The sequence below is a fragment of the Mucilaginibacter sp. UR6-1 genome, from assembly GCF_020880975.1.
GTDB lineage: Bacteria > Bacteroidota > Bacteroidia > Sphingobacteriales > Sphingobacteriaceae > Mucilaginibacter.
In genome coordinates this window covers 793,431-807,268 of the sequence record NZ_JAJIWP010000003.1, presented here as the reverse complement: position 1 = coordinate 807,268, position 13,838 = coordinate 793,431, and the positions used below count along the sequence as shown (strand labels likewise).

Here is a 13,838-nt window from a genome sequence, read left to right as displayed (position 1 = left end):
AATGGACGTAATAGTAATGATAGGCCAGTTACTGCTTGGCCTTTCAATCCTGGTAATTTTACATGAGTTTGGGCACTTTATTGCCGCCCGCGCTTTTGGCATCAAGGTTGAAAAATTTTACCTTTTTTTTGATGCCTGGAATTTCAGCCTGTTTAAATTTAAATATAAAGGCGTAGAGTACGGCATAGGCTGGCTGCCGTTGGGCGGTTATGTTAAAATTGCCGGTATGATTGATGAATCAATGGATACTGAACAGATGGCCGGCGAACCGCAACCCTGGGAGTTCCGCTCGAAACCGGCATGGCAAAGGCTTATTGTGATGCTTGGCGGTATTATCGTCAATATTATTGTAGGTATCTTCATCTTCTGGATGCTTACCGTAAAATACGGAGAAACATACATCCCTAACAGCGATATTAAATACGGCATTGTACCCGGTACCATTGGCGAAAAGATAGGCCTGCGTGCCGGCGATAAAATTTACGCTATAAACGGTAAACCTGTTGATCGCTTTGATGATATCATTAGCTCAAAAGTACTGATAGATAACGCTACGCTGAATGTACAACGCGGTGATCAAAAGCTGGATGTTACTATTCCTGCTGATATATTAAACGATGTGTCTGATCTGGGTATAGAGCAGTTTATTAGCCGTATGCCCCGCTCAAAAATATTGGTTGACAGCCTTGCACCTAACAGCGGTGCCAAAAAGGCCGGGTTAGCCCATGGCGATGTGATAACCGCTATTGACGGCAAACCGGTAACTTTTTTGGATGAACTGCAAAAGGAGCTTAAACAACATAAAAACAAACAGGTAGCTCTTACCGTTAACCGCGCCAGCAAGATAATAACACTAAACTCGCAGGTGAGCAAAGAGGGTACTATCGGTTTTCAAAACAAATTTGATATTCCTGAGAAAACGATCAATTATAGCTTCTTTGCCTCGCTGCCAATTGGTGCCGAGCGTGCCATAACCTCTTTTAAGGATAATGCAAAGGGTTTGGGCAAGCTGTTTACCGGTAAAGTAAAGGCTACAAAAGCTGTATCGAGCCCGATTGGCATTGCTACCCTTTATGGCGGCGACTGGGATTGGGCCCGTTTCTGGAGCCTTACAGGCCTCCTGTCAATGGTATTGGCATTAATGAACCTGTTGCCTATCCCGGCACTTGATGGCGGCCATGCGCTGTTCCTGCTTATCGAAATGATAAAGGGCAAGCCATTGAGCGATAAATTCCTGGAGCGTGCACAGCTTGTTGGCTTTGTAATGCTGATATCGCTGATGCTGTTCGCCTTCGGTAATGATATTTTTAAGCATATACTGCCTAAATAAAGGCCGTTTACACAATAAACAAAAAGCGCTGATGGGTAACCCTGTCAGCGCTTTTTGTTTTACTTCATACCGTCATTGCGAGGTACGAGCAATCGCAAGCAGACTATCTTTAGGAAATATCCCCAGAGATTGCTTCGTACCTCGCAATGACGTAATTTTTCAGCCTCTTCTACTTTAATAAGCAGGCTGGCCGAGTTAAACAAAGCGGGCGAATTTCTTCCCTTATCTCGCTCAAGATAATATATATTCATTATCCTGTCATTTCGAGCGATAGCGAGAAATCTGCACGCATTCAATAACCAAGCGAACGGATTTCTCCTCGTACCTCGTTCGAAAGGACATACAATTCCATAAAAAAAGCGCCCGATTGAGCGCTTTATATAATTTATATTTTACGATAATCACACTGTAGGATCAGTTTTATCATCTGCTATTACCGCATCATCAAAATCATAAGCCGAACGTTCTTTTTTAAGGATAGCTGCACCTACAAGGCTTATAACAGCGCCAATTACCGCGGTACCGATAGCAGCGAAGAACGCGCCTATTATTTGTCCGTACTTACGGGTAATGTTCATGGCTGTTTCTATTTGGTCATCAGTCATTCCCTTTGCAACCATATCACTCTCCGCCTTATCAAGTGATCTTGCAAATACATCAGGTGCTAAAACTTTAGTGTAAAGAAATACAAACACTGCACCTAATAAACCAGCAAATACAGCAAACCGGAAACCCACGCTAAACGCTTTTCCAAAAGTTATAAAACCACCCTGTACATCGCGATACTCCTTTTGCGTCAATAATATAAAAACTATTAACAATACCATGTTTAAATAACGCAATGGTGAATCCTGCTCCAATCCCATCATATCAAAGCCATACGTAAGGATTATCGAGAATACGATGTAAATTAGTGCCCACTTAGTTGCTACCGCAGTAGGTGATTTTACTTGATCTGCCATAATTGAAATAATTTAGGGTTTATTTAAAGTTGATTAATATCTCGTAAACAGGCATATCAAACTCCGCGTCAACGGCGTTTTTGGCTACGGCTTCTTTTACACTGTCCGTAGGTTCAATATCCTGAAAAAAGGCAACGATAGGATAAAACAGCTCCTTTAGTTCAGAGTCTGCCGGAAGGCGGGTAGCTGTTTTCTTCACTTCTTCAAGCGGCGCATCAATCAATATCTGGTTAGCGATGATCGGCTCATAAATTCGGTGCTCATCCTGAAACTCGTCCTCATCAACCAATAAAAACTCCTTCAGGTAATCTTCTAAACCTGGTTCTATTTCTTCGTCTGCACACTCATTAAGGTATAGCAGTACATTAAGCAGTTCGGTACCACGATCAAGGGTTTCATCCTCAATTTTAGCCCATTCCGGGCTATCAAGATAATCCTCTTCGAGCTTTTTAACGTCGGCGCTAAAAAAGTTTATCAGCAGCAGGTCAAAGAAAACCTCACGCAGTGGTTCAAGCTGTGCATTGTCGTCAAATACACCGTCAAGCAGCTCAGCCTTAGCTAAAAAATCCTTTTCAGATGAAAATACCGCCTCAAAATCGCCCGAAAGCGTGGTGGCATCAAAACCGCCGTATTGTTTAAAAGCCTTTAAAGCCGCCTCAATGGCCGATTGTACTTTTGGAGCTACCATATGCTATTTTGATTTAAATAATTGTTTATTGTTACAAGTTAATAAAACTTTGCCCTTTAAAGTTTGACCAATGAACGGCGAATTTGCTGATTTTGAATAGTTGTTATCGCGTGTGTATTCCCACTCGGCTTCCGTATCAAATATTACAAAGTTAGCGGCCTCACCCTCTGCAAACGCGGGTAATTCAACCGATAATACTTTGCGCGGGTTGATGGCCAGTTTATCCACTATGGCCTCGGCAGTTAGCCCGGCTTTTACAGCCAATGGCAGTGCCGTTTGCAGGCCGATGATACCAAACTCGGCAATCTCGAACTCTACATCCTTAAACTCAATTTCGTGCGGCGTATGCTGCGATACAATGGCATCAATAGTGCCATCGGCCAGGCCTTCCAGCAAGGCGTCAACATCCTTTTGCGTACGCAGCGGTGGTTTTACCTTATACAGGCTATCAAAGCCTAACAGCACCTCGTCAGTAAGTACCAGGTGGTGTGCGGCCACATCGCAGGTTACATTAAGCCCTTTAGCCTTTGCTTCGCGGATAAGCTTAACCGAACTACCGGCAGATATGGTGCTGAAATGTATACCTGAATCGGTATACTCGGCCAGGTAAATATCACGGGCAATCATCAGTTCCTCGGCAAGGGGCGGGATGCCCTTCATACCCAGCAGAGTGCTGATATGGCCCTCGTTCACCTTGGCCTTACCCGCGATAGCGGCATCCTCAGGGTACGAGAATACTTTAGCGCCAAAACCATGCGCATACAGCATGGCACGCTCCATCAGGCCGGCATCCTGCACCGGGCGGGTGGCATCGGTAAAGGCCTTTGCACCGCTACGGTACATATCATACATTTCGGCAAGATCCTTACCCTCCCGCTTGTGCGATATGGTGCCCAACGGGTATATATCAACCAAATTACCTTTGGCGCGATTGATCAGATATTCAACCTCGGTTTTTGAATGCACAGGCGGCTGTGTGGCCGGCATCAGGGCAAGGGCGGTAAAACCTCCGGCAGCGGCGGCGGCTGTTCCGGTACCGATATCCTCCTTGGTTTCGAGGCCGGGCTCGCCTATTTTACAGTTAAGATCGAAAAAACCGGGAGCGATAACAGCCCCATTAACATCAATCACTTCGGCCGAATCATCTGTAATGGTTTCGGCTATTTGTTTGATAATGCCATCGGCAACTAAAACATCAACGGTTTTTTTATAAAATGCAGATTCGGGGTATAATACGAGGGCAGATTTGATAAGCAAATTCATCAGCGTTGCTTTATTGAGTAGTTTGGGTTGACGTTACCTGGCTTGCGGCAATGTTACCACCGGTTTTGTAGAACCTGATGAGCGCTATTTCGGCAGCCAGAAATATCAACGCCAAAATTATACAAAGTTTCCATAATTGCGTATCATAATTTGCCTCATTAATTGCAGAGGCTACCGGCTTATTAGCACCGATTACCCTGCCACCAGCCAATCGCAGCAGTTTTTGCAGTTCGGCAGGCGTTAAATAGCTTAGGTCCGACTCGCGACGGTTATCATTAAAGGCCAGTACAGCGGCGGCGCTGTCGCCTTTTTTAAGGTTATATAAACCGGGTTGCTGTAACTGGTCGGCCACATAAAGGCGGGTGCTGCCATCCTGCTGACGAACGTCAGGAATAATCTCATAACCATCACTGCTCAACTTTAACACCTCTTTTTCTGTTGAGCGCAGCGGTATCGTTTCGACTGACTCGCCACTACCCAGGGTATTGAATAAAGGCAAATTATGCCCACTAAGTAAGGCTATACGATACAGTAACGGCACAAACAGGCCATGGCGCTGCAGGTTACTAAAATCATCATTTAATGGCACGGCAGCTATGTAAACCATACCACTACCGCTTTTGTATCCTGACCAAAAAGTTTCGCCGCCGGGTAAGGCCATGATGCTTTCGCCCTGCCCCGCACCACTTAGTCCATAATATTTTTTAACCGATGGCAGATCCGGATTTTGCGGCATTGCATCAAACACCTCTTTAAAAAGCGGGTTTTGCAAATTCAGTTTTGATGCCTTTACCTCATTGGTAATTAAACGCTGCGGCCATGCAGCGCCTGATGGTTGCAGCAAAGCTTTATAACTTTCAACATCTGCATCGGCTGCCGGGAAAACAGCCAGCGTGTTACCCTTTTTTACATAAGTGCCCAGCTCTCTTGCCAGGCCTGCCGATATATTTTTCACATCCGTTAGTATTACCAACCCGTATTTGTTAATCCCGGTATAATCAACGTTTCCTTCGGGCGCACGGTCGGCCTTAAAAAATTTATCAGCACCGAATGCGGCTTTTATAAATGTATTTTCGGTACCGTTATCAATAACCAGCACCGGCATCTGCGGGCTCACATTAAAAGCTAAGTAAAAGCTGTTATCAAAGGTTATGGGGTTATCCTGCAGTTGCAGTTCGCCCTGCTGCCAGCCTGCTTTAAGGCCCGAAAAACTGAGCGTATCCGTAAGCGTGGCGCGCGGCGCGATGGTAAAACTCGCCAGCGCCTTTTGCTGTTTATTAACGAATAATTTTAAAGGGATACCGGCGGCTTCCTGATCGGCATAATTGTGCAGTTTTACTACCAGCTTTTCCTCGTCGCCGGGTTTGTGCACCGCGCTTAGTAACCATACCGAATCAATAGCCACATTGGGTAAGTTGTTAGCCTTTAACAGTATCAGGTTAATGCTGATGTTTTTATCAGCCAATACTTTACTATCTACAGATGAACTACGCTGAAAGTCAGACACGATATAGATATCGCCATTGCCCGGCGAATTGCTTTTTAATAATTGCCGCTGCCGCGATATTACCTGGTTAAGGCTACGGTTTTGGCCGCTTATCTTTACTTCATCAACCGCGTCAAAAAACTCATCGCGACTAAGCAGGCGCTGGTGACGGCCTTCAAAGTTGTAGGTAAGTAGCTGAAAGCGATCATTAATACCATACTGCGCGGCTATCTCCTTTGCCTTTTGCTTAGCCTGATCGAGCAGGTTACCCTCGCTGTTGAGGGTTTGCATGGAGTATGAATTATCAACAAATATGCTTACGTTACGCTGCTGCCCTGCGGCTGCTCCATCCTGCTTGCTGATGTATGGTTTTGCGAATGCCAGCACCAAAAACAGCAAGGCTAATAACCGCGCTACCAGTATCAAACATTCCTTAATGTTTCTACGAGAGGCCGGCTGCTCCTGCAATTGCTTTAAAAACTGCACATTGCTAAACTGCACTTTTTGGTATCGCCTGAAATTGTACAAATGCACTATTACCGGGATGGCAAGCGAGGCTAAGGCAAATAAAAACGCGGGATATAAAAAGTGCATAGCTATTTACAAATGTGCAAATTATAAACTGCCATACAAACCCGTATATTGCCTGCTACAAGCTTTATGCTGATAAATACTGAAGTATGCTCAAAAAGTTACCTATCACATTAGTGTATTCGCGGCTGGTGTTTGCCGCCGCCATAATTTTGTTGGCATTAACTCAGCCCTTATACTTTAGTACGATGATCATTACACTCATCAGCGTGGGTTTGCTGTCGGATATATTTGATGGTATCATAGCCCGCAGGCTCAACGTATCTACCGAAAAATTAAGACGGTTGGATTCAACCATCGACCAGGTATTCTGGCTAAGCGTACTGGCATCGGCATATATTATTTACCCCGGCTTTTTTAAGGATAATGTGGTTAAACTTGCCTTGTTATTAGGATTGGAGGGATGCTGCTACATTATTTGCTACATCAGGTTCCGTAAGGAAGTAGCTACCCATGCTATTGCATCCAAATTTTGGGCACTCACTGTTTTCGCTTCGCTGATTCAGGTTATCGCTACCGGTGATGCCGGTTTTATATTTGAATTATGTTTTTATACGGGCGTTATCACCCGGCTTGAAATTATTGCCATTATCCTGATCATTAAACAATGGACCAACGATGTACCCTCGGTATACCATGCCGTATTACTGCGCAATAATAAACCCGTTAAGCGGCATAAATTATTTAACGGCTAAACAATTGGGGATACCATGGTTGCTGAGTCCGTTTACAACGCCAAAGGAATGGTTAGGCTCACCGGCAATTAACCGCGATGCCTGCGTCGCCTTTTCCGGCTATGAGATGATGATCTTTTCTTTTTACCTGATCTGCTCACTGATGATGATCTTTTTTCCTGTTGTACAGGCTGGCTTACAGCCGCTGCCGGTTGTGTTTTATCGGTCGAGTCCTTGCTTAGCTGTTCAACGGTAAAGCTGTTGCCGCGTAAGCCGTACTCAAATACCCGTTTGGCGCCGGTAGGCTTTGCGCCTGTGCTGTCACTCTCATAGATCGGGAACTCGCGGATGAACTTACCCTCTTTGATATAAAAATTATCCTTACCCTGGTATCCCCTACGCTGCTTTTTGGTCAGCTTTGGGAAGTCTAACTTCCGGGCATCGTTACCATTAAATTCATACGGATAAATGCTTACGTAATTAGTGGTATCCTTGGCATTGGCCTGTACCAGCAGTTCGGGGTTACCGTCCGAATCCATATCGGCATTGTAAACATCCACTATGCCTCCTTCCAGGTCGCCGGTTGTGGTGGTATATTTCATTCCCGATGAATCGGAATGCAGGATAAGCAATGAGCCAACATCCTTTGAGCCCCTGCCCCAACTATACACATCAAAATCATTACCCGGCGCTACCACCACGTGTTTATGATACCTGAAGGGTGCCGGTAATGCTACTTTTAGCTGCTTTTTTACCGCAGAGCCTGCCTTTTTATCGTTGCCGCCACAGCCCCATAACAATGTGAGGCAGGGCAGCATGGCCACATAAGTTTTTATGCCCATGGCTTATCAATAGTTTATGTTCAATTAAATAATGACTCGGGCGAAAGCTCGCCTTTTGACTTACCCGGAATAGTTAGGTACACCCTGAGTATAGCCGATGGATTAATATTAAAATACTTAACAGTTAGTTTGTGAAAACCCTTTTGCAAGGCCACCGATCCGCCCTGCTCATACAGGTTATGGCGGCCATCATTATCAACCACAGGTTGGTCGTCTATCAGCAATACCGAGCCATCGTCAGACACGGTAGCGAAGCCGTACACGCCATCAGCATTAATGTTGATATAGCCGCTGTATATCACACCAAAATTGGTATTCTCCCTTTTAAAAGGTAGCGGGCTAAAGATTTTTGTGCTGCCGGTATCGGCTAAACCGCCGCTTTCTATACGCCCGGTGTTACCGAACGCGCCTGTATACAACTGGTATTTTACGCCCTTTGCGGTACCACTAAACTGTACCGCGGGCAGCGGCCCAACATTATACACCGTAGTTTTGGTAACACGGCTGCGCTTGCCTGATGGCGATATCACAATGGTTTGCAATTCGCGGTACTGGCCTGCCGGTATGTTATAAGTGATTGGCGTGGTGTATTGTATATCCTTATCTGATACCTCATAACCATCAATATTGTAATACACCTTGGCACCCTCTACCGGAGATTTAAGGTTTACCGTAAGCTGCGGCGCAAACATGATGGTATCAATAGCGCCGATGGCCGGTGGTACGCGGTAGTTGTATTTCAACCCGTCAAGCCTTGCCAGGTGATGCGGCAAACGCTGCTGCGAAAAGTTAGTAAAATTCTTATTTGCCAGTTGTGACCATGCCACTTCTGACAGGGCGATCAACCTCGGCAACATCATGTATTCCAGCTTATTTTCAGTGCCGATGTACTCCGTCCATAAGTTGGCTTGCACACCAATAATGTATTTTTGCTGCTCGGGCGTAAGCGCGCCGGGTGTTGGGTTATAGCTGTACGTTTTTGCAAGCGGCGCGTAACCGCCTATGCCGAATGGCTCGCGGTAAAGCTTATCCTGCGCGTGATCGAGGTACAGACCATTGGTGCCGGGTGTCATGATAACGTTATGCTTTTGCTGTGCCGCCTCAATACCGCCCGACTCGCCCCTCCAGCTCATTACGGTGGCGTTTGGCGCAAGGCCGCCCTCCAATATCTCATCCCAACCGATGATGCTGCGGCCTTTGGCATTCACAAACTTTTCCATACGTTGTATAAAATAGCTTTGCAAACCATGCTCGTCCTTCAGCTTCAGGTCGCGGATCAGTTTTTGGCAAAAGGTCGATTTTTTCCAAGCCTCCTTGGGTACCTCATCCCCCCCGATATGAATATACTTGCTCGGAAAAAGCTCAATCACTTCGGTCAGCACATCCTGCAAAAAGGAGAACGTTTTTTCGCTTGGGCAAAAAACATTTTCAAATACGCCCCAGGTTTCGGCCACTTTATAAGTCTGGCTTGGGTCGCAGCTTAACTCGGGGTAAGCGGCAAGCGCGGCCATGGCGTGGCCCGGCATTTCAATTTCGGGCACTACAGTTATGTAACGGTCGGCAGCATACTTAACCACCTCACGTATTTGTTCCTGGGTGTAATAACCGCCATGCGGCGTATTGTCATATTGCTGTGGCGTACGGTCGTGGTAGTTACCAATAACCGTTTGCGCCCTGCGGCTGCCAACCTGGGTTAGCTTAGGGTATTTTTTGATCTCGATGCGCCAACCCTGATCGTCCGTTAAATGCCAGTGAAAATTATTCAGCTTGTAATAAGCCATCAGATCAATGTATTTTTTAACCGCCTCTACCGTAAAAAAATGGCGGCATACATCAAGCATAAAGCCACGGTAGCCAAAGCGCGGATAATCATCCACCACAACCGATGGCAGTTTTATAGCACCTGCCCTATCATCAGGGAATAATTGGATAAATGATTGTATGCCATAAAATAAACCGGCACCCTTGCCTGCAATGGTTACCTTTTCGGGCGTAATGGTAAGGCGGTAGCCATCGGCCGGCATATTTTCGGTACCTGTTGAGGTAAGCACAATACTGTTGTTAATATTTTTACCGGCATTATGCTGCGGTGAAATGGCCAGATTTGCGCCGGTCTTTAAAAAATCAGCCAGAAACTGAACGGCCTTGTTGCTTACCGTATCGGCAAGCAATGTGGTTTGCCTGCTTAATACAAACTCTCCGGCGGTTTTACGTACCGATACAGGTACAGGTATTATATTAAGATCGGTATTGAGCTTTTGGGCGGATAGCGGGTTCGTAAAAACGCTAAAAGCCATGGGAAGCAGTAAAGCAATTTTTTTATACATCAATTTAAAAACGAATAGTTTATATAATTATGATGTGGTGAATATAGCAGATTTTGCCATATTAATAATCCTGTTACTCAATTATTACAAAAGCGGTATAGCTAAAAGGAGATTCGGGTTAAAATATTGCCATATAAGCAAAAAGCCATATTCAAATTAATGAACATGGCCTTGCTGTATTTTTACTTATGTGATATTAAGCGGTTACTACGTGCTCCTTAGCAGCCAGGTAGCGCTCGGCATCAATGGCGGCCATACATCCTGAACCGGCGGCGGTAATAGCCTGGCGGTAAATATGATCCTGCGCATCGCCGCAGGCAAATACACCTTCAATATTAGTTTCAGATGAATCGGGCTTGGTGATGATGTAGCCTGTTTCGTCCATGTTGATCCATCCGCGAAAGATCTCGGTATTCGGGTGGTGGCCGATAGCAACAAAAAAGCCTGTAACGTCAAGGTTGGTTTCCTCGTTGGTTTGGTTGTTGATCACCTTAACAGCGTTCACTGTCTGGCCATCGCCCAGTATCTCCTTGGTTTCGGTATTGTACAATACTTCGATGTTAGGCGTATTCAATACGCGGTGAACCATTGCCTTTGAGGCACGGAATTCGTCGCGGCGAACGATCATGTATACCTTGCGGCAAAGTTTAGCGAGGTAAGTAGCTTCTTCGGCAGCGGTATCACCGGCACCTACTATGACTACATCCTGCCCGCGGAAAAAGAAACCATCGCACACGGCACAGGCAGATACGCCAAAGCCGTTATATTTTTGTTCAGACTCCAAACCCAGCCATTTTGCCGATGCACCGGTTGAAATGATAACCGTATCGGCAAGGATGGTTTTGCTTTCGTCAACCACCACTTTATGCGGCAAGCTTGCAAAATCAACCGAACTTACATAACCAAAACGGATATCGGTACCCAAACGTGATGCCTGCTTTTCAAAGTTCTGCATCATCTCGGGGCCCAAAATACCTTCGGGATAACCGGGATAATTTTCTACCTCGGTAGTTTGGGTAAGCTGGCCGCCGGCAAGCATACCTGTGTATAATACCGGTTTAAGATCGGCACGGGCGGCATATATAGCGGCAGTATATCCCGCCGGACCAGAGCCTATAATAAGGCACTTTACGTGTTCAAGTTCTTCAGACATCAATCTATATTGAATTAATATACAAATGTACAATTAAAGGCTGACCGGGTCAATACGGGATGGTCAACAGAGTGCAATTAGCATGATCACCTTTAACAAATCTAATTTTATTTATGGCAAGTCAATTTACTGTATTTAACTTTTTATAAAATAATCTAAACCAGCGCTATCCTATTTTGTTAGACCTTAGAATCATCTATAAAAAGGAAGGAAAGACATGAAAGATCAATCAAAATTAGTTGCCGCGTTATTAATAGGCGCAGCAGCAGGTGCGGCAGCAGCATTATTGCTGGCACCGGATAGCGGTAAAGCAACCCGTGATGAAATTGCTGATTATTTTAGCGACCTGCTTGAAACTACCAAAGAGAAAGCAAGCAAGGCAGCATCAACTGTAAAAGATTACAGCAATGATATTGTTGACCGTGCTAAATCAAAATTTCAGCACGTTAGCGAAAACGTATCTGACTATACCGACACGCTTGCAGATACCGCAAAAGCTAAAGGCAGCGAATATGCCGGTGAAGCCAAAGGTGCCGTTAAAGATACCGCCAACAACTGGAACAACGCTATACAAAACTCATAACGTTAACCATATAAATAAAAAACCCGACCATTTACCGGCCGGGTTTTTTATTTTACAGTTGCTGCTGTTATAGTTTAAAGGTGTTATCCTTAACGGTAGCATCCATAAATATGCCGCCATCAAGCGTTACGCTTTGTATGGCTTTGTTTGTTTTAAGGGCTATCGAAGCCTGTTTTTGATCTGCCTTCCAAACAGCGGCAGTTTGATGCACGCTTTCGGTACTGCCATCGGCATAAGTGATCTTAACATCAAACGGTACCGCGAAGCCCCCTACGTTTTGTACCGCGAGGCTGTAGCCGCCATCAGCTTTGTTAACGCCCTGTATAGCCAGATCGATGTAGTAATTGGTAAAGTACCAGTTGTTAAAGAACCAAGTAAGATCCTGGCCTGATACATTGCTCATGGAGTTAAAGTAATCCCACGGAATTGGGTGTTTGCCATTCCAGCGATCCATATAGCCATGCAGCGCTTTTTTAAACAGCTCATCGCCCAGCATATCCTTCAACGCTAAATGACTTAGCGCTGGTTTGCCGTAAGCATTATTGCCATAACCCATGCGCAACTCGCTGGATGGGGTGATAATGGGCAGATCCTGAAAAGTTGATTTGTTGTTGATCCAGCCTGCCACACGAAACTGCTTGAACAGGCTTTCGGCCTTTTGTTTGCCAAACTCGGCCGTGCCTATCAGCAATTCAAAGGTGGTTGCCCAGCCCTCGTCCATAAAGGCATAGCGGCTTTCATTTATACCCATGTAAAACGGCATATAGGTATGGGCAACTTCGTGATCCTGCACAAACTGGGTAAAATCAAAACTATCGGTATGGCTGTCGTTACACATCATCGGGTATTCCATATCGGCAAAACCCATTACTGATGTCATTTTAGGGAACGGATAAGGTACGCCCGGCCAGTTTTGCGATAACCAGCTCAAGGTATGGCGGCCAAATTGCACCACTTTATGAAAATCAGCAGCCGAATCGGCAAAGGCGGCCTGCATACTGGCACGGCGCTTGGTTTTCGGGTCAACGATTACGCTGGCGGCATCCCACACATAATTATCGCTTACGGCCAGGGCCACATCGCTAATATTGGTGCAGGTCCACGTCCAGGTGTTCAGGTCGTTCTGCGCGGTTACTTTCTTTTTGGCAATGTCATCAGCCGTAGCGATATGGATGGTCGAGTCGCTTGTGAATGATTTTTGCAGGCGCTTGTAATACTCAGGCTGTAGTACCTGCTTGGCATTTTGCAGGGTGCCGGTAGCCCAAACTATAAAATTCTTTGGGGCTTTTACGTTAAGGGTATAGTCGTTAAAATCGTTGTAAAACTCCTGCGCGTCTAAAAACTCCAGGGTGTCCCAGCCATTGTAATCATCATACACGGCTATACGCGGATAAAAATACGCCAGGAACATGGTTGACGGGTTGAGCATCCCTTCCCGGCCGCTTTGTACCGATGCCTGGAAATGCCAGTCAATATCCAGCTTCAGCGAATCGCCCGGGTTTAGCGGTTTAGCTAAACGTACGCCGCGGTTGGTGCCTGATGGCGCGTTGTTCCACTTTTGTGTACTACCGTTTATTTGCATCTTATCCACCTGGATACCCTCGGTCAGGTAATCAGCCTGGGTTGCCGAAAAGCGGGCGGCACCGGGGCGGTGCGTGTTCAGTATAAATTTCAGGTTTAACAAGCGTAGCGTATCCGGGCTGTTGTTAATGTAGGTAATCTGCTCGGTACCTTTAACGTTGCGTGTTGCAGGGTCAACCGTTACGGTAATGTTGTAACGGCCGCGGTTTTGCCAGTAATTTTTACCGGGCTTACCATCAGGCGAGCGGGTTTGTTTGGCAAAGGCCGCCTTAATATCGCGCGGCATGTAGAGGCTTTGCGCCTGGGTTTGGCAAACCGCAGCGCCAAGCAGCGTAGTAATGAGTAATTTTTTAAGCAT

At 45.8% G+C, this 13,838-nt stretch carries 11 protein-coding genes; 3 read left to right on the top strand and 8 right to left on the bottom strand.

Annotated elements, in window-relative coordinates; genetic code table 11:
- The first annotated feature begins 1 nt into the window (after position 1).
- On the top strand, positions 2 to 1,330 hold the full coding sequence (rseP, locus tag LJ707_RS14100; RefSeq protein ID WP_228952019.1) for an RIP metalloprotease RseP: 1,329 nt from the start codon (positions 2 to 4) through the stop codon (positions 1,328 to 1,330).
- Positions 1,331 to 1,731: 401 nt separating this feature from the next.
- Here the strand turns inward: rseP and LJ707_RS14095 are convergent, their stop codons facing one another.
- Genes LJ707_RS14095 through LJ707_RS14080 form a run of 4 tightly spaced genes read right to left on the bottom strand, consistent with a single transcriptional unit; the run spans position 1,732 to position 6,323 of the window.
- Positions 1,732 to 2,292, bottom strand: a complete 561-nt coding sequence (locus tag LJ707_RS14095) for a DUF4199 domain-containing protein (RefSeq protein WP_228952017.1) — start codon at positions 2,290 to 2,292, stop codon at positions 1,732 to 1,734.
- A 19-nt stretch (positions 2,293 to 2,311) separates the two neighbouring features.
- Positions 2,312 to 2,980, bottom strand: a complete 669-nt coding sequence (locus LJ707_RS14090) for a hypothetical protein (RefSeq protein WP_228952014.1) — start codon at positions 2,978 to 2,980, stop codon at positions 2,312 to 2,314.
- A gap of 3 nt (positions 2,981 to 2,983) precedes the next feature.
- Positions 2,984 to 4,243 carry a dihydroorotase family protein gene (locus LJ707_RS14085; protein ID WP_228952012.1) on the bottom strand — a complete coding sequence of 420 codons (1,260 nt, stop codon included), beginning with the start codon at positions 4,241 to 4,243 and terminating at the stop codon, positions 2,984 to 2,986.
- 10 nt (positions 4,244 to 4,253) lie between these two features.
- Positions 4,254 to 6,323, bottom strand: a complete 2,070-nt coding sequence (locus tag LJ707_RS14080; RefSeq protein ID WP_228952011.1) for a BatA and WFA domain-containing protein — start codon at positions 6,321 to 6,323, stop codon at positions 4,254 to 4,256.
- Positions 6,324 to 6,409: 86 nt separating this feature from the next.
- Between LJ707_RS14080 and LJ707_RS14075 the strand changes: the two genes are divergently transcribed.
- Positions 6,410 to 7,015 carry a CDP-alcohol phosphatidyltransferase family protein gene (locus LJ707_RS14075; protein ID WP_228952010.1) on the top strand — a complete coding sequence of 202 codons (606 nt, stop codon included), beginning with the start codon at positions 6,410 to 6,412 and terminating at the stop codon, positions 7,013 to 7,015.
- Positions 7,016 to 7,083: 68 nt separating this feature from the next.
- On the opposite strand, the gene LJ707_RS14070 is transcribed toward LJ707_RS14075, so the two are convergent.
- From LJ707_RS14070 to trxB, 3 genes are all read right to left on the bottom strand, one after another.
- Entirely contained in the window at positions 7,084 to 7,836 is a 753-nt protein-coding gene (locus tag LJ707_RS14070) for a hypothetical protein (RefSeq protein ID WP_228952009.1), read from the bottom strand.
- A 20-nt stretch (positions 7,837 to 7,856) separates the two neighbouring features.
- Positions 7,857 to 10,163, bottom strand: coding sequence for a family 20 glycosylhydrolase (locus LJ707_RS14065; RefSeq protein ID WP_228952008.1), 2,307 nt, complete (start codon positions 10,161 to 10,163; stop codon positions 7,857 to 7,859).
- Positions 10,164 to 10,359: 196 nt separating this feature from the next.
- Positions 10,360 to 11,316, bottom strand: coding sequence for a thioredoxin-disulfide reductase (gene trxB, locus LJ707_RS14060; RefSeq protein WP_228952007.1), 957 nt, complete (start codon positions 11,314 to 11,316; stop codon positions 10,360 to 10,362).
- A gap of 217 nt (positions 11,317 to 11,533) precedes the next feature.
- Here trxB and LJ707_RS14055 point away from each other — a divergent pair, with 217 nt between their 5' ends.
- Entirely contained in the window at positions 11,534 to 11,899 is a 366-nt protein-coding gene (locus tag LJ707_RS14055) for a YtxH domain-containing protein (protein WP_228952005.1), read from the top strand.
- Positions 11,900 to 11,966: 67 nt separating this feature from the next.
- Here the strand turns inward: LJ707_RS14055 and LJ707_RS14050 are convergent, their stop codons facing one another.
- Positions 11,967 to 13,838 (bottom strand): M1 family metallopeptidase, encoded by a 1,872-nt coding sequence (locus LJ707_RS14050; protein ID WP_228952003.1) that lies wholly within the window; start codon positions 13,836 to 13,838, stop codon positions 11,967 to 11,969.

Bases quoted from the DNA above. Each gene is read 5' to 3' on its own strand.
- rseP (WP_228952019.1), top strand. From the start codon at position 2: ATGGACGTAATAGTAATGATAGGCCAGTTACTGCTTGGCCTTTCAATC.
- LJ707_RS14095 (WP_228952017.1), bottom strand. From the start codon at position 2,292: ATGGCAGATCAAGTAAAATCACCTACTGCGGTAGCAACTAAGTGGGCA.
- LJ707_RS14090 (WP_228952014.1), bottom strand. From the start codon at position 2,980: ATGGTAGCTCCAAAAGTACAATCGGCCATTGAGGCGGCTTTAAAGGCT.
- LJ707_RS14085 (WP_228952012.1), bottom strand. From the start codon at position 4,243: ATGAATTTGCTTATCAAATCTGCCCTCGTATTATACCCCGAATCTGCA.
- LJ707_RS14080 (WP_228952011.1), bottom strand. From the start codon at position 6,323: ATGCACTTTTTATATCCCGCGTTTTTATTTGCCTTAGCCTCGCTTGCC.
- LJ707_RS14075 (WP_228952010.1), top strand. From the start codon at position 6,410: ATGCTCAAAAAGTTACCTATCACATTAGTGTATTCGCGGCTGGTGTTT.
- LJ707_RS14070 (WP_228952009.1), bottom strand. From the start codon at position 7,836: ATGGGCATAAAAACTTATGTGGCCATGCTGCCCTGCCTCACATTGTTA.
- LJ707_RS14065 (WP_228952008.1), bottom strand. From the start codon at position 10,163: ATGTATAAAAAAATTGCTTTACTGCTTCCCATGGCTTTTAGCGTTTTT.
- trxB (WP_228952007.1), bottom strand. From the start codon at position 11,316: ATGTCTGAAGAACTTGAACACGTAAAGTGCCTTATTATAGGCTCTGGT.
- LJ707_RS14055 (WP_228952005.1), top strand. From the start codon at position 11,534: ATGAAAGATCAATCAAAATTAGTTGCCGCGTTATTAATAGGCGCAGCA.
- LJ707_RS14050 (WP_228952003.1), bottom strand. From the start codon at position 13,838: ATGCTTAAAAAATTACTCATTACTACGCTGCTTGGCGCTGCGGTTTGC.